The organism is Micromonospora olivasterospora, assembly GCF_007830265.1.
GTDB lineage: Bacteria > Actinomycetota > Actinomycetes > Mycobacteriales > Micromonosporaceae > Micromonospora > Micromonospora olivasterospora.
In genome coordinates this window covers 780,252-797,353 of the sequence record NZ_VLKE01000001.1, presented here as the reverse complement: position 1 = coordinate 797,353, position 17,102 = coordinate 780,252, and the positions used below count along the sequence as shown (strand labels likewise).

The 17,102-nt window shown below is 72.9% G+C and carries 17 protein-coding genes; 13 read left to right on the top strand and 4 right to left on the bottom strand.

Going from position 1 to position 17,102, the window contains the following annotated elements:
* Positions 1-159: 159 nt before the first annotated feature.
* Complete coding sequence (locus JD77_RS33305) at positions 160-300, top strand: hypothetical protein (protein ID WP_246140510.1); 141 nt, start codon at positions 160-162, stop codon at positions 298-300.
* A 173-nt stretch (positions 301-473) separates the two neighbouring features.
* Here JD77_RS33305 and JD77_RS03305 read toward each other — a convergent pair whose 3' ends face one another.
* The gene (locus JD77_RS03305; RefSeq protein WP_091196260.1) at positions 474-1,166 is read right to left on the bottom strand and encodes a Crp/Fnr family transcriptional regulator; all 693 of its coding nucleotides are present in this window, start codon (positions 1,164-1,166) and stop codon (positions 474-476) included.
* A gap of 249 nt (positions 1,167-1,415) precedes the next feature.
* On the opposite strand from JD77_RS03305, the gene JD77_RS03300 reads away from it, so the two are divergent.
* From JD77_RS03300 to JD77_RS03265, 8 genes are all read left to right on the top strand, one after another.
* Positions 1,416-1,913, top strand: coding sequence for a polyadenylate-specific 3'-exoribonuclease AS (locus tag JD77_RS03300; protein ID WP_145772979.1), 498 nt, complete (start codon positions 1,416-1,418; stop codon positions 1,911-1,913).
* Between the two features lie 80 nt (positions 1,914-1,993).
* Positions 1,994-2,497 carry a pyridoxamine 5'-phosphate oxidase family protein gene (locus tag JD77_RS03295; RefSeq protein ID WP_145772978.1) on the top strand — a complete coding sequence of 168 codons (504 nt, stop codon included), beginning with the start codon at positions 1,994-1,996 and terminating at the stop codon, positions 2,495-2,497.
* Positions 2,498-2,660: 163 nt separating this feature from the next.
* Entirely contained in the window at positions 2,661-3,689 is a 1,029-nt protein-coding gene (locus JD77_RS03290) for a 6-phosphofructokinase (RefSeq protein WP_145777401.1), read from the top strand.
* A 72-nt stretch (positions 3,690-3,761) separates the two neighbouring features.
* The gene (gene proC, locus JD77_RS03285; RefSeq protein ID WP_145772977.1) at positions 3,762-4,580 is read left to right on the top strand and encodes a pyrroline-5-carboxylate reductase; all 819 of its coding nucleotides are present in this window, start codon (positions 3,762-3,764) and stop codon (positions 4,578-4,580) included.
* A gap of 168 nt (positions 4,581-4,748) precedes the next feature.
* Entirely contained in the window at positions 4,749-5,099 is a 351-nt protein-coding gene (locus JD77_RS03280) for a DUF2203 domain-containing protein (protein WP_145772976.1), read from the top strand.
* A gap of 75 nt (positions 5,100-5,174) precedes the next feature.
* Positions 5,175-5,495, top strand: a complete 321-nt coding sequence (locus JD77_RS03275; protein ID WP_145772975.1) for a GNAT family N-acetyltransferase — start codon at positions 5,175-5,177, stop codon at positions 5,493-5,495.
* A 233-nt stretch (positions 5,496-5,728) separates the two neighbouring features.
* Complete coding sequence (locus JD77_RS03270; protein WP_145772974.1) at positions 5,729-6,970, top strand: chymotrypsin family serine protease; 1,242 nt, start codon at positions 5,729-5,731, stop codon at positions 6,968-6,970.
* Positions 6,971-7,369: 399 nt separating this feature from the next.
* Positions 7,370-8,173 (top strand): SGNH/GDSL hydrolase family protein, encoded by an 804-nt coding sequence (locus JD77_RS03265; protein WP_145772973.1) that lies wholly within the window; start codon positions 7,370-7,372, stop codon positions 8,171-8,173.
* Between the two features lie 98 nt (positions 8,174-8,271).
* On the opposite strand, the gene JD77_RS03260 is transcribed toward JD77_RS03265, so the two are convergent.
* On the bottom strand, positions 8,272-8,760 hold the full coding sequence (locus JD77_RS03260; protein WP_145772972.1) for a glutathione peroxidase: 489 nt from the start codon (positions 8,758-8,760) through the stop codon (positions 8,272-8,274).
* Between the two features lie 141 nt (positions 8,761-8,901).
* Here JD77_RS03260 and JD77_RS03255 point away from each other — a divergent pair, with 141 nt between their 5' ends.
* From JD77_RS03255 to JD77_RS03240, 4 genes are all read left to right on the top strand, one after another.
* The gene (locus tag JD77_RS03255; RefSeq protein WP_145772971.1) at positions 8,902-10,497 is read left to right on the top strand and encodes a glycosyl hydrolase family 18 protein; all 1,596 of its coding nucleotides are present in this window, start codon (positions 8,902-8,904) and stop codon (positions 10,495-10,497) included.
* Between the two features lie 168 nt (positions 10,498-10,665).
* A complete protein-coding gene (locus JD77_RS03250) occupies positions 10,666-11,151 on the top strand; it encodes a hypothetical protein (protein WP_145772970.1) in 486 nt (161 codons plus the stop codon).
* Positions 11,152-11,260: 109 nt separating this feature from the next.
* Positions 11,261-12,667, top strand: a complete 1,407-nt coding sequence (locus JD77_RS03245; RefSeq protein ID WP_145772969.1) for a class II 3-deoxy-7-phosphoheptulonate synthase — start codon at positions 11,261-11,263, stop codon at positions 12,665-12,667.
* A 107-nt stretch (positions 12,668-12,774) separates the two neighbouring features.
* The gene (locus JD77_RS03240) at positions 12,775-13,749 is read left to right on the top strand and encodes a threonine aldolase family protein (protein ID WP_246141196.1); all 975 of its coding nucleotides are present in this window, start codon (positions 12,775-12,777) and stop codon (positions 13,747-13,749) included.
* Positions 13,750-13,923: 174 nt separating this feature from the next.
* On the opposite strand, the gene JD77_RS03230 is transcribed toward JD77_RS03240, so the two are convergent.
* Positions 13,924-14,793, bottom strand: a complete 870-nt coding sequence (locus JD77_RS03230) for a deoxyribonuclease IV (RefSeq protein ID WP_145772967.1) — start codon at positions 14,791-14,793, stop codon at positions 13,924-13,926.
* Between the two features lies 1 nt (position 14,794).
* A complete protein-coding gene (gene pknB, locus JD77_RS03225) occupies positions 14,795-16,771 on the bottom strand; it encodes a Stk1 family PASTA domain-containing Ser/Thr kinase (RefSeq protein WP_145772966.1) in 1,977 nt (658 codons plus the stop codon).
* Between the last annotated feature and the right edge of the window lie 331 nt (positions 16,772-17,102).

Below are 17,102 nucleotides of genomic sequence, written 5' to 3'. Positions count from 1 at the left end.
GGGCGAGGCTAATCTTCCACTCAGGAAATACACCGTCAGGAGAGTGCCGTGCACGTACGACTGTCCGCCGCCTGGACGGACCACCGCGGGACCCTGTGGGCCCCGGGCGACACGGTAGACGTCGACGCCGTCACTCTCGCCTCACTGGAGGAGCTTGGCATGGTAGAGACCCCGGACGGCCAGGGTACCGCCCCGGCCGAGGGCACCGGCACGACCACCCCGTCGACGGGCACGTCGGGTGGCCCGAGCAAGATCGGCCCGGGCCCGGGCGCGCCGCCGGCGGACGACTCGCGCAACTGACCGACCGTCGAACGACCGGGGCCGGTGGGCGTCTGCCCACCGGCCCCGCGCCGTCGTCGCGGCCTCTCCCGGGCCTGGCTTCGGTTGGTCAGGGAGTCGGCGGCGTCTTCGCTCGCCGTCGTCGCCGCCAACCCGTGATCAACCCACTGGAGGGGGTGGGGTGGGGGTGGGAATCAGCGGTCGTTCATGCCCGCGCGGCGGCGCAGCGCCGCGACGTCGGTGACCACGATCCGGCGCCCCTCCGTACGCAGCCAGCCCCGGCTGGCGAAGGACCCGATCGCCTGGTTGACGCTCTGCCGGGAGCCACCGGCCATCTCGGCGAGCTGGCTCTGGTTCAGCTCAATGGTGATCATCGGCGCCTGGCTCTCGCCGGCCAGCCGGACCAGGGTCTTGGCGACCCTGCCGGGCAGGTCCAGGAAGACGTGGTCGGCGTTCTGCTCCGTCAGGCGGCGGATCAGGCCGCCGAGCGAGCGCATCACGGCGTCGAGGATGCGCGGGTTGGAGTGCACCAGCTCCATGAAGGCCGGGCGGGACAGCGCGAGCGCGGCGCAGTCCTCGATCGCCTCCGCCGACGCGGAGCGGGTGGAGGCGTCCAGCAGGGAGACCTCGCCGAGCACGTCCGGCGGTCGGATCACCGTCAGCACCGCCCGCTCCCCGGTCGGCGCCGTACGGAACACGGCCACCGCCCCGCGGCGCAGCACGATGAGCGACTCGCCCGGGTCGTTCTCGACGAAGAGCAGCTGGCCCTTGCGGTACGTGCGCGGCACCGCCGCCGCGATGACCCGTTGACGCACCTCCGGCTCGAGGCCGGCGAACATCTCGACACCCGTGAGCGCGTCACCCGGCTCCGGCAGGCGAACCTCCACGGCCCAACCCCTCCCCGGTCAAGGACCACAACTCGCAGCCGGGTGAACCTGACAGCCCCCGGTACGAGGTTCTGAACCGGTTCGGCGTCCGGTAGCGGTACACATCAGATCATGACTCTCCTGTGGCGCGCTGTACACCCCTGGAGTCAACTCCGTGACAGTCGCGACCTGCGGCGGAGGACGTCGGCGCGGGTGCGGCACGGCCCCCGGCCGACGGTCGGTGGCGCCGGTGGGCGAGGATGACGGGCGATGGTCTACCGCTACTTCTACGACTGCGAGTTCATTGAGGACGGCCGCACGGTCGACCTGGTGTCGATCGGTGTCGTCGACGAGCACGGGCGCGAGTTCTACGCCGTGTCCACGGAGTTCGACGATTCCCGCGCCGTGCCGTGGGTGCGGCGCAACGTGCTGGACAAGCTCCCGTCGCCGGCCGACCGGTCCTGGCGGTCCCGGGAGCGGATCCGCGACGACCTCTACGAGTTCCTGGTCGAGCCGATCCGCGGCCGGCCGGACGAGGAGCTGGAACTGTGGGCCTGGTACGCGGCGTACGACCACGTCGTGCTGGCCCAGCTCTGGGGGGCGATGCCGGCGCTGCCCCGGGAGATCCCGCGGTTCACCAAGGACCTGCGGCAGCTCTGGGACGACCGGGGTCGGCCGAGGCTGCCCCAGGCCGCCGCGGCCCGGCACGACGCGCTGGTCGACGCCCGGCACAACCTCGCCCGTTGGCGCGCCATGACCGCCCGCTGAGGTGGGCCTGCCCTCGGCAGGTTTGACCCGATCCGTCCCGGGCATCGGATCGACGTCGAGCCGATCGAGGGGGTATCCCGATGAGCAGTGACCGGCCCCGCTCCGATGACGTCCGGCGCCGGGTCACCGAGCTGGTCCGCGCCGCCCGGACCTGCGTGCTGACCACCTTCGGGCTCGACGGGCGGCTGGTCGGGCGGCCGATGCTGCTCCAGCAGGCGGAGTTCGACGGCGACCTGTGGTTCTTCGCGTACGCCGACTCGACCAAGGTCCGCCAGATCCGGGTCAACCCCGAGGTCAACGCGGCGTTTCCCGACCACGGGAACCAGGCCTGGGTTTCGCTCTCGGGGACGGCGCAGGAGGCGTACGACCCCGAGCGCGCGCGGCGGCTGTGGAGCCCGCCGCTGTGGATCTGGTTCCCGGACGGTCCGGCCACCTCCGGGCTGACCCTGCTGCGCGTGCGCGTCTCCTCCGCCGTCCACTGGGACGCGCCGGGCGGCTCCCGGCTGGATCTGCTGGACCCGGCCCGGGGGAAGGTGCCCGAGCGGCCGCCGAGGCCGGCCCGGAACCGCGAGGTGCGGTTCTGAGCCGTGGACATCTGCCCGGGGCGCGCTGCCGGCGCACCGGCGCGGCGGCTACAGTGCGCACTGACGGCCCGCCCCGGGCCGGCAACGGTGCCGATGGTCTGACCTGACACATATCCTGGGGCAAATCGGGCTTTACCTGATGCTCCAGGAGGTTGAGCAGATCATGCGTATCGGCGTGCTCACCGGCGGCGGCGACTGCCCGGGTCTGAACGCGGTAATCCGGGCGGTGGTCCGCAAGGGCGTCGCCAGCTACGGCCACGAGTTCGTGGGCTTCCAGGACGGCTGGAAGGGCCCGCTTGAGGGCCTGTCCAAGCCCCTGGGCATCGCGGAGGTGCGGGGCATCCTGCCGCGGGGCGGCACGATCCTCGGCTCCTCGCGTACCAACCCCTTCAAGATCGAGAACGGCGTCGAGCGGATCAAGGAGAATCTCGCCGCGCAGGGCGTCGACGCGCTGATCGCGATCGGCGGCGAGGACACGCTCGGCGTCGCCACCAAGCTGCACGAGCTGGGCGTCCACGTGGTCGGCGTGCCGAAGACGATCGACAACGACCTCGGTGCCACCGACTACACGTTCGGCTTCGACACGGCGGTCAACATCGCCATGGAGGCGATCGACCGGCTGCACACCACCGCGGAGAGCCACCACCGCACCCTGGTCGTCGAGGTGATGGGCCGGCACGCCGGCTGGATCGCCCTGCACGCCGGCCTGGCCGGCGGCGCCAACGCCATCCTGCTGCCGGAGCGGCAGTTCGACGTCGACCAGGTCGCCGGGTACGTCGAGAAGCGCTTCCAGCACCAGTACGCCCCGATCGTCGTGGTCGCCGAGGGCGCCCAGCCGCTGGACGGCCAGATGGTGCTGCACAACCAGGAGCTGGACGCGTTCGGCCACGTCCGCCTCGGCGGCATCGGCCAGTGGCTGGCCGAGCAGCTGGAGGCGAAGACCGGCAAGGAGGCGCGGACGGTCGTGCTGGGCCACATCCAGCGCGGCGGCACCCCGACCGCCTTCGACCGGGTGCTCGCCACCCGCCTCGGCCTGCAGGCCATCGACGCCGCGCACGAGGGCGACTGGGGCAAGATGGTCGCGATGCAGAGCACGGACATCGTCCGGGTGCCGCTGGCCGAGGCGACCCGGGAGCTGAAGACCGTGCCGCTGGAGCGGTACGCCGAGGCCGAGGTCTTCTTCGGCAGCTGAGCGACGGCGGCGGCGCGGTGGACCGGAGCGGTCCGCCGCGCCCCGCCCGGACCCGGAAGGGGTACGGCGGAAATGTCACTCGGAGTCCACACGGTCGCGGTGATCGGGGCGGGCAAGATCGGCGAGCTGATGCTCTCCGGGCTGCTGCGCTCGGGTTGGCCGGTGGAGCGGCTGCTCGCCACGGCCCGGCGGTCGGCCCGGGCCGAGGAGCTGACCGCCCGCTACGGCGTGCGGGTCGTCGACAACCTGACGGCGGTGGAGGAGGCGGAGGTGCTGGCCGTCTCGGTCAAGCCGCAGGACGCCGCCGCCCTGCTCGACGAGATCGGGCCGAAGGTGCCGGCCGACAAGCTGGTCATCTCGCTCTGCGCCGGCCTGCCGACCAGCTTCTTCGGCCGGCGGCTGCCCGCCGGCACCCCCGTGGTCCGGGTGATGACCAACACCCCGGCCCTGGTCGACGAGGCGATGAGCGCCATCTCGGCCGGCGCCCACGCGACCGAGGCGCACCTGGCGCTCGCCGAGGAGATGTTCAAGCCGCTCGGCGCGACGATCCGGGTCCCCGAGTCCCAGCAGGACGCCGTGACCGCCCTCTCGGGGTCCGGGCCGGCGTACTTCTACCTGCTGGTCGAGGCCATGATCGACGCGGGGATCCTGCTCGGCCTGCCCCGCCAGGTGGCCCACGAGCTGATCGTGCAGACCGCGATCGGGTCGGCGGTCATGCTGCGTGACTCCGGCGAGCACCCGGTCAAGCTGCGCGAGGCGGTCACCTCGCCGGCCGGCACCACCATCTCCGCCGTCCGCGAGCTGGAGAACCACGGCGTCCGCGCGGCCATGCTCGCCGCGCTGGAGGCCGCGCGCGACCGGGCCCGCGAGCTGGCCGCCCAGTCCGGCTGATCCGGCGTACGCGGCTACCCCGCACCGCGCGCGGCCGTGTCGCGCGGTCCGGATCCGTACGACTTCCCGGAGGCCGCGTCCTCCCGCCGGGACGCCACGTCTTCCCGGAAGTTGTGGCGTGCCGGCGCGGGGGCGTCACGGTCCCGCCGGGTGGCCCATACTGGCGCGGTGTTCACGCTCGCCCAGGCCCGCCAGCTCGTGGCCACCCTGCACCCGCGCATCGACGAACTGATCCGGCTCCGGGCCGACCTGTCCGAGCTGCGCGCCGACCTGGCCGGCGGGCGGCCGAGCCCGCTCGGCGGCGTGGCCGAGGCCAAGGGCCTGGAGGCGCGACTGCACGCGGTCGTCGAGGAGCTGCACGAGCACGACATCCAGATCAAGGGGCTCGCCCCGGTGCTGCTCGACTTTCCCGGCGAGCGCGACGGCCACCCGGTGCTGTGGTGCTGGCTGGAGGGGGACGCCGACGTGCGCTGGTACCACCGCGCCGACTGCGGCTTCGCCGGCCGCCGCCGGGTGTGAACGGAAGGCCTCTCATCAACGGAGAAGGTTGCCCGGCGGACGCTGCGCGAGCGGCTGGCCGAGCCCCAGGACGCGATGGGCGTCTTCGTCGTCGACAAGCCGGACCGGCCGGGGGAGTTGGCCGCCTGTGCGGTCGGCACGATCGACCGCCGGCTCGGCGGCCCGACCAACCCCAGCGGCCTGACCGGGTACGTGTACAACGTGGTCACCGATCCGGGGTGCCGCCGGCGGGGGTACTCGCGGGCGTGCCTGGAGGCGCTGCTGGAGTGGTTCGCCGGGCGTGGGGTGCGGAAGATCGACCTGCGGGCGTCGGCGGACGGGGAGCCGCTGTATCGGTCGCTGGGCTTCGTCGCCGTCTCCGGCCCGACGATGCGGCTGAACCTGCCGCCCCGCTGACCGCCGCCGCGACCCTCGCGAGGTCCACCGCCGCAACGGGATTGCTGCTTCACGACATTCCCGGAGTCCGGTGTGTGGGGGATTCTCATTGGTTGTCATTTATGTAAGGTGGTGCGCCCGGCGATTAGTGGATATCTGTTTAAAAGCCGTCAGGGTTGATGACTTGATAAAGGTGCAGGGGCAGACTCCGGAGTGCTGGCCATCAATTGGCCGCAGACTTCAGGAGGTCCTGGATGATCCGGTTCAACCACTCCCCGAACAGGCGGGCCGTGCTGCGCCGCGCCGTCGTCGTGGCCGGCGCGGTCGTGCTCGCCGCGGGGTCACTGACCGGTCCGGCGTCGGCTGCCGGCAAGCCCGTCGCGCCCGGCGCTGGACCGGCCGGCGTCGTTCCCGGTGGCTTCGCCACGTGGTCCGAATTGATCGCGGTGCAGACAAAGCTCAACAACGCGGCTGAGAAGATCCTGACAGCGAAGGGCGCAGGCTTCGCCGGGATTGTCGCGGCCCCCGAGAATCGCGAGGTGCGGGTTTACTGGAAAGGCGATTCCGGAGCATCCGTGCGGTCGTTGGTCGCCGATCTCAACCGCACGGTGCCGGTGCGGGTCCTCCCGGCCCGGCACTCCGAGAAGGAGCTGACGGCCGCCGCCCGGAGGCTGGCCGCCGTGCCCGGCGTGGTGGGCGTGAGCCCGAAGGTCGACGGCAGCGGCGTGCAGGTCACGGTCAGCGGCGACACGGCCCGGGTCGGTGCGGCGCCCGCCGTACGCGACTCCGGCGTGGCGGTGTCGATCGTGCGCGGCGAGCAGCCGGTCGCCACCTACGACCGGCAGGCCGACATCCCCAACTACTACGGTGGCGGTCGGTTCTGGTCACCCGTCGGCGGGTGCAGCACGGGCTTCGCGATCAACGTCGGCGGCGCCCAGCAGATGATCACGGCTGGGCACTGCGGCGAGAACGGGCAGGCCGTGACCACCGGCGCCGGCGTCGGCATGGGCACGATCCACAGCAAGATCACCTGTCAGGACATCGAGATCATCAACACCCCGTCCTGGGGGCGGGTCTTCACCGGCGGTCCGTACTCCAACACCAGTGTCGCGATCGGCGGCGCGGCGAGCAGCTTCGTCGGCAACTACGTGAACACCAGCGGTTCCACCAGTGGTGAGCACGGCAGCGTCCAGGTCACCGGGGTCAACATGTACGTGGCGGTCGGCGGGATCCCGTGCGGCTCGGTCGGCCCCCTGGTGCAGGCGCGTCAGACCGGCGGCCTGTGCGCCGTCGCTCCCGGCGACAGCGGCGGACCGGTCATCGCCTACCGCACCGACGGCCGCGCCAACGCCCTCGGCACCATGACCGCGGGCGCCGTGGCGGTGCCGAACGCCTCGTGCCCCGGCACCATCTACACCCCCGGATACAACTACGTCTACTACGCCCCGATCCCCGTGTCCCTGGGCAGCTACGGCGCGTCGATCGTCACGAGCTGATCCACTCGCGGAACGCGGCTGGCCGGAAGCCCCTCCGGCCAGCCGCGCCGTTTTGGCCGCACCGGCGCCAGGAGCCGCCGCCCCTACCAGCGCGTCGGCTCGGCGCTCGTCGGTCGCCGGGGACGCTCGCGTCGCCCGGCACCTGGTGAAGAACCCGTGCGGCACCTGCCATGAGCCGCTGCCGCCGCGCCAGCGGCAGGGGCCGCGCCGCCCGCGGCGCCCCTGTTCGGCGCCGATCGCTCTCGCCCTACGCATCGAAGTTTGTCGCCTTCTGCCGCTACGGGCGGATGTAGACCGATCCACCCCTGTCCACCCTGTTGGATATCGGTGATCTTCCATAGGGGGTGCATCCAGTGATATCTATCTCGCACCAACACTTCCCACCCCCAGGAGTGCGACGTGCGGAAATCCCGTCTCGTTACCCTCGCCGTGAGCCTCGCGGCCTCCATCGGCGCCACGTTCGCGCTGGCCGTCCCGGCCCAGGCGGCCGCCACCGACCGCTACGTCGCACTCGGCGACTCGTACGCCTCCGGCGTCGGAGCCGGCAGCTACACCTCTGAGAGCGGTGCCTGCCAGCGCAGCACCAACGCGTACCCGGCGCTGTACAACGCCAACATCAGGCCGGCTTCGTACCGCTCGGTCGCCTGCTCCGGCGCGACCACCACGGACGTGATCAACAACCAGCTCTCCGCGCTGTCGTCGACCACCACGCTGGTCAGCGTCACCATCGGCGGCAACGACGTCGGCTTCGCCAACATCATGACGACCTGCGTCCTGTACGGCGAGAGCCAGTGCCTCGCCGCCATCGAGGCGGCGAAGACGAAGGCCCGCAACGAGCTGTCCGGCAAGCTGGCCAACGTCTACAACGGGATCAAGAGCCGCGCCCCGTCCGCGCGCCTCGTCGTCGTGGGCTACCCGGTCTTCTACCAGCTCGGCACCTTCTGCGTCGGGCTCAGCGCCAACTCGCGCGCCGCGCTCAACGACGGCATCAACCTGGTGGACGACATCACCCGGACCGCCGCCACCTCGGCCGGCTTCAAGTTCGCCGACGTCCGGTCGATCTTCGTCGGCCACCAGCTGTGCAGCTACGGCGAGAAGTGGCTGCACGCCCTGAACTACCTGGACCTCGGCGTGTCGTACCACCCGACCGCGGCCGGCCAGGCCGGCGGCTACTACCCGGTCTTCCGTTCCGTCGCGGGCTGACCGGCCAGGCCCGGCCGCGCCGGTGACCTCCGGGGCCGCGCGCCCACCCCACCGGGGTGGGCGCGCGGCCCCGGCGCGCGTCCGGGGGCGGGACCGGCTCAGGCCGGCAGGACCTTCTCGACCGCCGCGCGCAGTTCCGGGTCTTCGGGAGTGACGGTCGGGGCGAACCGGGCCGCCACCGTGCCGTCCGGCGCGACCAGGAACTTCTCGAAGTTCCACCGCACGTCGCCCGTGTGGCCCTCCGCGTCCGGGGTGGACACCAGCTCCGCGTAGAGCGGGTGCCGGCCCGGGCCGTTGACGTCGACCTTCTCCGTCAGCGGGAAGGTCACGCCGTAGTTGACCTGGCAGAACTCGCCGATCTCGGCGGGGGTGCCCGGCTCCTGGCCGGCGAACTGGTTGCACGGCACGCCGAGCACCACCAGGCCGCGGTCCGCGTACGCCTCGTGCAGAGCCTGGAGGCCGGCGTACTGCGGGGTGAGGCCGCACCGGGAGGCCACGTTCACCACCAGCAGCGCCCTGCCCCGGTACGCGCCAAGGTCGGCCGGGCCGCCGGCCAGGGCGTCGATGTCGATGTCGAAGACGGTCATGGGCCGAGGCTACCCAGCGGCGAAGCCCGACGCCTGCTTCACAAGTATAGACACCAGTACATCTTGACGAACTGGTGACAACGTGAGTAGCGTCTCAGAAATAATTCTGGAAAGTTTCCTAACTGTTTGGGGGGACGCCACATGAAGAGATCGCTCCGCCGGTCCCTCTGGGCCGGCGCCGTGGTCGCGGTGACCGTCGCGGCGGTCCCGATGGCCTCGGCGTTCGGCGCCGGAAGTGTGACCGCCGCGTTCGCCCGGGTGCAGGACTGGGGGACCGGTCACGAGACGCGGGTGACCGTCGCCAACGGCTCCAGCGCCAGCGTCGACACCTGGCGCATCGAGTTCGACCTGCCGGCCGGCACCACCATCAGCAGCTTCTGGGACGCCGACGTCACCAGCAGCGGCAACCACTACGTCGCGGTCAAGAAGAGCTGGGCCGGCCCGCTCGCCCCCGGCGCGACGTTCAGCTGGGGCTACAACGGCACCGGGGCGTACAAGGCGCCGCTGAACTGCACGATCAACGGCGCGCCGTGCGGCGGCGGCACCCCGCCGCCCACCACGACCCCGCCCGGTACGACCCCGCCGGCCACCACGCCGCCGCCCACGACCCCGCCGCCCAGCGGGGACAAGAAGGTCGTCGGCTACTTCGCCGAGTGGGGCGTCTACGCCCGCAACTACCACGTCAAGAACATCCACACCAGCGGCTCGGCCGGCAAGCTCACCCACATCATGTACGCGTTCGGCAACACGACCGGCGGCCGGTGCAGCATCGGCGACAGCTACGCCGACTACGAGAAGGCGTACACGGCGGCGGACAGCGTCGACGGCGTCGCGGACACCTGGGACCAGCCGCTGCGCGGCAGCTTCAACCAGCTGCGCAAGCTCAAGCGGATGTACCCGCACCTGAAGGTCGTCTGGTCCTTCGGCGGCTGGACCTGGTCCAGCGGCTTCACGCAGGCCGCGCAGAACCCGGCCGCGTTCGCCGACAGCTGCTACCGGCTGGTCGAGGACCCGCGCTGGGCCGACGTCTTCGACGGCATCGACATCGACTGGGAGTACCCCAACGCCTGCGGCCTGCAGTGCGACAGCAGCGGCCCGAACGCGTTCAAGAACGTGGTCAGCGCGCTGCGCTCCCGGTTCGGCTCCTCGGCCCTGGTCACCGCGGCGATCACCGCCGACGGCAGCAGCGGCGGAAAGATCGACGCCGCCGACTACGCCGGCGCCGCGGCGAACCTCAACTGGTTCATGGTCATGGCGTACGACTACTTCGGCGCCTTCAACCCGCAGGGCCCGACCGCCCCGCACTCGCCGCTCACCTCGTACGCCGGCATCCCGCAGCAGGGCTTCTGGGCGGACGCGGCGATCCAGAAACTCAAGGGCAAGGGCATCCCGGCGAGCAAACTGCTGCTCGGCGTCGGCTTCTACGGCCGGGGCTGGACGGGGGTGACCCAGGCCACCCCGGGCGGCACGGCCACCGGCCCCGCCCCGGGCACCTACGAGGCCGGCATCGAGGACTACAAGGTGCTGAAGAGCAGCTGCCCGTCCACCGGCACGGTCGCCGGCACCGCGTACGCCAAGTGCGGCAGCAACTGGTGGAGCTACGACACCCCGGCCACCATCGGCGGCAAGATGACGTACGCGAAAAACCAGGGCCTCGGCGGCGCCTTCATCTGGGAACTCTCCGGCGACACGAGCAACGGCGAGTTGATCGGCGCGGTCAAGGGCGGGCTCGGCTGAGCCGAGGGCCGACGCGACACCCACCCGGCGGGGAGGGACCACACCGGTCCCTCCCCGCATCCCCGACCCGGGCCGGCACGCGCCGGCCCGGGTGCGCGGTCCGGCCTGGGCGATGTGACAGACTCGCGGATCGGCACCTCGTCGTGCCGGAGTCGAGGGGAGGGACCGATGGGCGTGACGCACTCCAGGGCGGCGCTCGCCGCGACGCTCGCGATCCTGCCGTTCGCCCTGTTCGGCTGCGGGATCGGCGGCGACGGCGAGGAGGAGATCCCGGCCGGGCGGGCGCCCGCCGAGGAGGCCGCCGCGAAGTCCCGGGAGCGGGTCCAGGCGTACCTCGACGCGATGATCGCCAAGGACGTCGCCGCGGGGCGGAGCCAGCTCTGCGCCCCGCTGCAGGAGGCGTTCGACGCCGCGGCCACCGGCCCGAACGGCGACTTCGCCGACCACTTCACCGTGTCGGGGGCCACGATCACCGACGTCCGCCCCGCGGAGCGGGGGCAGGAGGTCAGCACCTCGGTCACGGTGACCGCCGGCTCGCGCGAGGCCACGCGGCCGCTGCTGTTCACCGTCACCCGCAGCGGCGCCGACTGGTGCGTCTCCGGCGAGACGCCGGGCGGCCGCACCCCGACCCCGGAGCCGTCGGTCACCCCCTGACGCGCCGGGCGGCCTGCCCGTGGCGCTGGTCACACCGGGCATCTCCCAACTGCCGGAACCGTCGCCCTCGGCGGTGGGACGCGCCGGCGGCCGCCGTACGCTTTCTGTCATGCGCCATGAGTGGCATCAGCTGAGCCATCCGGCAGTGGGCAGCCCGGGGCTGCAGACCAGCCGGCCGACCGTCGACTCCGCCGAGGACGCCGCCCTCGGCCTGGACCGCTGGCGGGACCTGCCCCGCGCGCAGACCCCGCCGTGGCCGGACCCGGCCGTCGTCGCCGAGGTCTGCAAGGTGCTCGACACCGTGCCGTCGGTGGTGGCCCCCTACGAGGTCGACCAGCTCCGCGAGCGGCTCGCGCTGGTCTGCGAGGGCAAGGCGTTCCTGCTCCAGGGCGGCGACTGCGCGGAGACCTTCGCCGACAACACCGAGAGCCACCTGCTCGCCAACGCCCGCACGCTGCTGCAGATGGCCGTCGTGCTGACGTACGGCGCGTCCCTGCCGGTGGTCAAGGTCGCCCGGGTCGCCGGGCAGTACACCAAGCCCCGGTCGCTGCCGACCGACGCGCGCGGGCTGCCGGCCTACCGCGGCGACCTGATCAATTCGCTGGAGGCCACGCCGGAGGCCCGGGTCGCCGACCCGCAGCGCATGATCCGCGCGTACGCCAACTCGGCCGCCGCGATGAACATGCTCCGGGCGTACCTGGCCGGCGGGCTCGCCGACCTGCACGCGGTGCACGACTGGAACAAGGGCTTCGTCAAGAACTCCCCGGCCGGCGAGCGCTACGAGGCCATCGCCCGGGAGATCGACCGGGCGATGGCGTTCATCCGGGCCTGCGGCATGACCCAGGACGAGGCGCTGCGCAAGGTCACCCTCTACTGCTCCCACGAGGCCCTGGCCCTGGAGTACGACCGGGCGCTCACCCGGGTCTCCGCCAACCGCGCGTACGGGCTGTCCGGGCACTTCCTCTGGATCGGCGAGCGGACCCGGCAGATCGACGGGGCGCACATCGACTTCATCTCCCGCATCGCCAACCCGATCGGCGTGAAGCTCGGCCCGACCACCACGCCCGACGAGGCGATCGAGCTGTGCGAGAAGCTGAACCCGGACAACGTCCCCGGCCGGCTCACCCTGATCAGCCGGATGGGCAACCACCGGGTCCGCGACACGCTGCCACCGATCGTGGCCAAGGTCACCGCCGCCGGGGCGAAGGTGGTGTGGCAGTGCGACCCGATGCACGGCAACACCCACGAGTCCTCCAACGGCTACAAGACCCGGCACTTCGACCGGATCGTCGACGAGGTGCTCGGCTACTTCGAGGTGCACCGCGCGCTGGAGACCCACCCGGGCGGCCTGCACGTCGAGCTGACCGGCGAAGACGTCACCGAGTGCCTCGGCGGCGCCCAGGGCATCGAGGACCTGGACCTGCCCGACCGGTACGAGACCGCCTGCGATCCGCGGCTGAACACCCAGCAGTCGCTGGAGCTGGCCTTCCTGGTGGCGGAGATGCTCCGTGGCTGACGCGAGGAGTGAGCTTGCGAGCCCCGCAGTCGGCGGCCGTAAGGACGACCGTGGCTGAGGATCTCATCGACCTGCGGTCGGACACCGTGACCCGGCCCACCGCCGGGATGCGCGAGGCGATGGCCGCCGCCGAGGTCGGCGACGACGTCTACGGCGAGGACCCGACGGTCAACGGCCTGGAGGCGGAGGTCGCGGCGCTGTTCGGGCACGAGGCGGCGCTGTTCGCCCCGACGGGCTCGATGGCCAACCAGATCGCCCTGCAACTGCTCGTGCCGCCCGGCGACGAGCTGCTCTGCGACGCCGACGCGCACGTCGTCACGTACGAGATCGGCGCGGCGGCGGCGTACGGCGGTATCTCGTCGCGGACGTGGCCGGCGGTCGGCGCGGACGTCGACCCCGACGTGGTCGCCGGGATGATCCGCCCGGACGGTTACTTCGCGGTGCCCACCCGGGCGATCGCCGTCGAGCAGACCCACAACCGGGGCGGCGGCGGGGTGATCCCCCTGGCCACCCTGCGCGAGCTGCGGCGCGTCGCCGACGACGCCGGGCTGGCGCTGCACTGCGACGGCGCCCGGATCTGGCACGCGCACGTCGCCGACGGGGTGCCGCTGGCCGAGTACGGCCGGCTGTTCGACACGATGTCGGTCTGCCTGTCCAAGGGCCTCGGCGCGCCGGTCGGGTCGCTCGTCGTGGGCAGCGCGGAGAAGATCGCCCGGGCGCGCATGGTCCGCAAGCGGATGGGCGGCGGGATGCGCCAGGCCGGTGTCCTCGCCGCCGCCGGCCGGTACGCCCTCGCGCACCACGTCGGGCGGCTCGCCGAGGACCACGCCAAGGCGGCCCGGCTGGCCGAGGCGGTCGCCCCGTACGGGGTGCTCGCCGCCGTGGTCCGCACCAACGTGGTGCCGCTGGACCTGACCAAGTCCCCGCTGGACGCGCGTGCCCTGGCCGCCGCCGCGCGGGAGGAGGGCGTGCTGGTCTCGGTGCTCGGCCCGCGTACCGCCCGCCTGGTCACCCACATGGACGTCGACGACGCCGCCGTCGACCGCGCGGCGGCTGCCCTGACCCGCATCCTCCGCGCCTGACCGGTCACCCGCCCCGCGCCCCCTGCCGGTTGATCAAGAGGTTTGCGTCATGATCCGGTGCCCGCGATGACGCAATTCTCTTGATCACCGGGGCGAGCGCGGCCGGGGCGGGCGCCGCCGGGGAGGGCGCGGCCGGGGCGGGCGCGGCCTGGGGGCGCGAGGGTGGTCCGCGGGTTAGGGGTGCAGGCGGCGGAGGGTGGTGATGTCCGCCGCGTGGCCCTCGTGCTTCTCCGTCGGGGTCTCCACGACGACCGGGACGCCCGCCGTGGCGGGGTGGGCCATCAGCTCGGCGAACGCGGGCTCGCCGATCAGGCCCTTGCCGATGTTCTCGTGCCGGTCCCGGGTCGAGCCGCACAGGTCCTTCGAGTCGTTCGCGTGCACCAGTCGCAGCCGGCCCTCGCCCACGGTGGCCACCAGGGTGTCCAGGCAGGCCGTCATGCCGCCCTCCGCGGCCAGGTCGTGGCCGGCCGCCCAGGCATGGCAGGTGTCGAAGCACACCCCCAGCCCCGGGTGCCGGTCCACGGCGTCCAGGTACGGGCCGAGGTGCTCCACCCGGGAGGCCAGCGACCGGCCGCCGCCCGCGCTCGGCTCGACCAGCAGCATCGGGCCGTCCGCCGCCGCGGCGCTGTCCAGCAGCGGCAGCAGGGCCTCGCGTACCTGACGCATGGCCGCCTCGGCGTGGCCGGCGTCGACCGCGCTGCCGGCGTGGAACACCACCCCCTGCGCGCCGATCGCCGCGCCGCGGCGCAGGGCGTGCGCCAGCGTCTGCGTCGACCGTTCCACGGTGGCGGGGGTGGGGGAGCCCAGGTTCACCAGCAGCGACGCGTGGATGAACACGGGCACCCCGCGCTCGGCGCAGCCGTCGCGGAACAGCCGGTCCTGCGCCGGGTCGCCCGGCGGCAGCGCCCAGCCCCGCGAGTTGGAGACGTAGACCTGGACCACCTCGGAGGCCGCGGCGTCGACGTACGGCAGGGCCGCCTTCGCCAGCCCGCCCGAGGTGGGGGTGTGCGACCCGACAGGCCGGCGCGGTGCGGAGGCCGCCATGTCAGAGGCACCCGATGGTGACGGCGGTGCCCGGGGGCACCTGGCTGTTCTCCCCGGGGGCCTGGAACCGGACGATGCCGTTGGGGTTGAACTGCACGTTCACCGGGAAGCCCTGCGCCTCCAACTGCTGCTTGGCCTGCGGGCAGGGCAGGTCGATCACCCGGGGCACGACCACCTGCGGCGGCCCCTTGCTGACGTCCAGCTTGACCTGGGCGCCCTTCTCCACGCCGGCCCCGTCGGCCGGGCTCTGCGCCAGGACCTCGTCCTTCGGCTTGTCGGAGTCCTTGTACGTCTCCACCGGCACCAGGCCGAGCTGGGCCAGGATCGTCCGGGCCTCGTTGACGTTCCTGCCGACCAGGCTCGGCACCGAGATCGGGGCCTTGCCCTTGCTGAGGACGACGGTGACGTTGGTGCCCGGCCGTACCTCGGCGCCGACCTTCGGGTCGGTGGCGACCACCACGCCCTCGGGCAGGTTGTCGTCGTAGCGCGCCGTGCCCCTGGCCACCACCAGCTTCAGGTTGACCAGGTCGGCCTCGGCCAGCGCGAACTCCTTGCCCACCACGTCGGGCAGCGGGAACCGCTCCGGGCCGAGCGAGAGGGTGAGGGTGATCTCGCCGCCCTTGAGGATCCGGCCGGCGGGCCCCGGGTCCTGCGCCACGACGCCGTCGCGGGGGGTCTTCTCGTCGTAGCGGGGCTCGGCGTACCGGAGGGTGAAGCCGCCCCGGGTGGCCTGCGCCTGCGCCTCGGCCTTCGTCAGGCTGACCAGCTCCGGGGCGACCGTGTACCGGCCCACCCCGAACCACCAGCCGGCCAGCGCGACGACCAGGGCGAGCACCACCACGGCCGCGATCGCGCCCGTGCGGCTCCGCGCGTCGCCCGTGAATCGGGTACGCAGCACGGCGAGCCATCCGGCCGGGTTGCCGCCCTGCGGCGCAGCCCGGCGCCGGTGCGGCGGCTGGCCCTGCTCGGACATCCGGGCCCAGGCGGGCCGCTCGGCCGGGCGGACGGCGGCGACCACCATGGTCGGCTGGGACATCGGGGTGGCCTCGTCGGCGACGGGGGGCAGCACGGCGGTGTGCGTGCTCTGGTTACCCAGGTCGTCCCGGGCCACCTGCACCTCGGCCAGCAGGGCGCCGGCGTCGGTGGGCCGGGCGCCCGGGTCCCGCCGGGTGGCCCGGGCGACGAGCTCGTCGAGCACCCGCGGCAGCCCGGGCACCAGCGTCGAGGGGGCCGGGACGTCCCGGTCGACGTGCTGCCAGGCGACGTCCACCGGTCGGCCGCCGTCGTACGGGACCCGACCCGTGAGCATCTCGAACAGCACGATGCCCGCCGAGTAGACGTCGCTGCGGGGGTCGGCGTGGCCGTCGGTGACCAGCTCCGGCGGGACGTACGCCACCGTGGCCATGAGCTGGCTGCCCTCGTCGCCGCTCGCCTCGACCGCCCGGGCCAGCCCGAAGTCGGCCACCTTGACCACGCTGTCGACCAGGTTGGCGACGCCGCCGGTGGGCGCCTCGGCGACCAGCACGTTCTCCGGCTTCACGTCCCGGTGCACGAGGCCGGACCGGTGCGCGGCGGCGATCGCGGCGAGCATCTGCTCGGCGATGGCCAGCGCCTCCTCCGGGTTGAGCCGGCGGCGCTCGGCGAGCACGTCGCGCAGCGTCCGGCCGCGTACGTACTCCATCACCAGGTACGGCAGGCCGGAGTGGGTGCCCTGGTCGTAGACCGCCACCACGTTCGGGTGGGTCAGCCGGGCGATGGTCTTCGCCTCGTCGGTGAACCGTCCCAGGAACCCGGCCGTCCGGGCCTGCGCCGCGGGTGCCTGGGTCGGGTGAATGATCTTGACCGCGACGGTGCGCCCGAGGCGCTCGTCGGTGGCGGTGTACACGGTCGCCATGCCGCCACGGGCCACGCGACCGCGAATACGGTAGCGCCCGTCGATCAGCGAGCCCAGCAACGTGTCGGCGACCTGTGTGTCCATCGGCAGGCAGTCTATGTGTCAGTCGGGTGAGGGTTGAACAGATGCTACCGCCGCCGGCCCGGTGGCCCGCGACGGCGCGCTCCGCCGGAGCGCCGCCGGCTGCGCATACGGGACGAGCGGGGACACCGGGGACCAGGTCGCGGGCCTGGCCACCGAGTCGACGCCGAGGATGCCGCTCGCCGTCGCCGCCGGCGGCGTGGCAGGGTGAGCGGGTGACCGACTCCGTATCCGACCAGGCCGCCTCCGGCGCCGAGCCATCCGACCAGGCCGCCTCCGGCGCCGAGCCATCCGACCAGGCCGCCTCCGGCGCCGAGCCATCCGACCAGGCCGC

Excerpts from the sequence above, each read along its gene's own strand:
- JD77_RS33305 (WP_246140510.1), top strand. The coding sequence starts at position 160 with ATGGTAGAGACCCCGGACGGCCAGGGTACCGCCCCGGCCGAGGGCACC.
- JD77_RS03300 (WP_145772979.1), top strand. The coding sequence starts at position 1,416 with ATGGTCTACCGCTACTTCTACGACTGCGAGTTCATTGAGGACGGCCGC.
- JD77_RS03295 (WP_145772978.1), top strand. The coding sequence starts at position 1,994 with ATGAGCAGTGACCGGCCCCGCTCCGATGACGTCCGGCGCCGGGTCACC.
- JD77_RS03290 (WP_145777401.1), top strand. The coding sequence starts at position 2,661 with ATGCGTATCGGCGTGCTCACCGGCGGCGGCGACTGCCCGGGTCTGAAC.
- proC (WP_145772977.1), top strand. The coding sequence starts at position 3,762 with ATGTCACTCGGAGTCCACACGGTCGCGGTGATCGGGGCGGGCAAGATC.
- JD77_RS03275 (WP_145772975.1), top strand. The coding sequence starts at position 5,175 with ATGGGCGTCTTCGTCGTCGACAAGCCGGACCGGCCGGGGGAGTTGGCC.
- JD77_RS03270 (WP_145772974.1), top strand. The coding sequence starts at position 5,729 with ATGATCCGGTTCAACCACTCCCCGAACAGGCGGGCCGTGCTGCGCCGC.
- JD77_RS03260 (WP_145772972.1), bottom strand. The coding sequence starts at position 8,760 with ATGACCGTCTTCGACATCGACATCGACGCCCTGGCCGGCGGCCCGGCC.
- JD77_RS03255 (WP_145772971.1), top strand. The coding sequence starts at position 8,902 with ATGAAGAGATCGCTCCGCCGGTCCCTCTGGGCCGGCGCCGTGGTCGCG.
- JD77_RS03250 (WP_145772970.1), top strand. The coding sequence starts at position 10,666 with ATGGGCGTGACGCACTCCAGGGCGGCGCTCGCCGCGACGCTCGCGATC.
- JD77_RS03245 (WP_145772969.1), top strand. The coding sequence starts at position 11,261 with ATGCGCCATGAGTGGCATCAGCTGAGCCATCCGGCAGTGGGCAGCCCG.
- JD77_RS03240 (WP_246141196.1), top strand. The coding sequence starts at position 12,775 with ATGCGCGAGGCGATGGCCGCCGCCGAGGTCGGCGACGACGTCTACGGC.
- JD77_RS03230 (WP_145772967.1), bottom strand. The coding sequence starts at position 14,793 with ATGGCGGCCTCCGCACCGCGCCGGCCTGTCGGGTCGCACACCCCCACC.
- pknB (WP_145772966.1), bottom strand. The coding sequence starts at position 16,771 with ATGGACACACAGGTCGCCGACACGTTGCTGGGCTCGCTGATCGACGGG.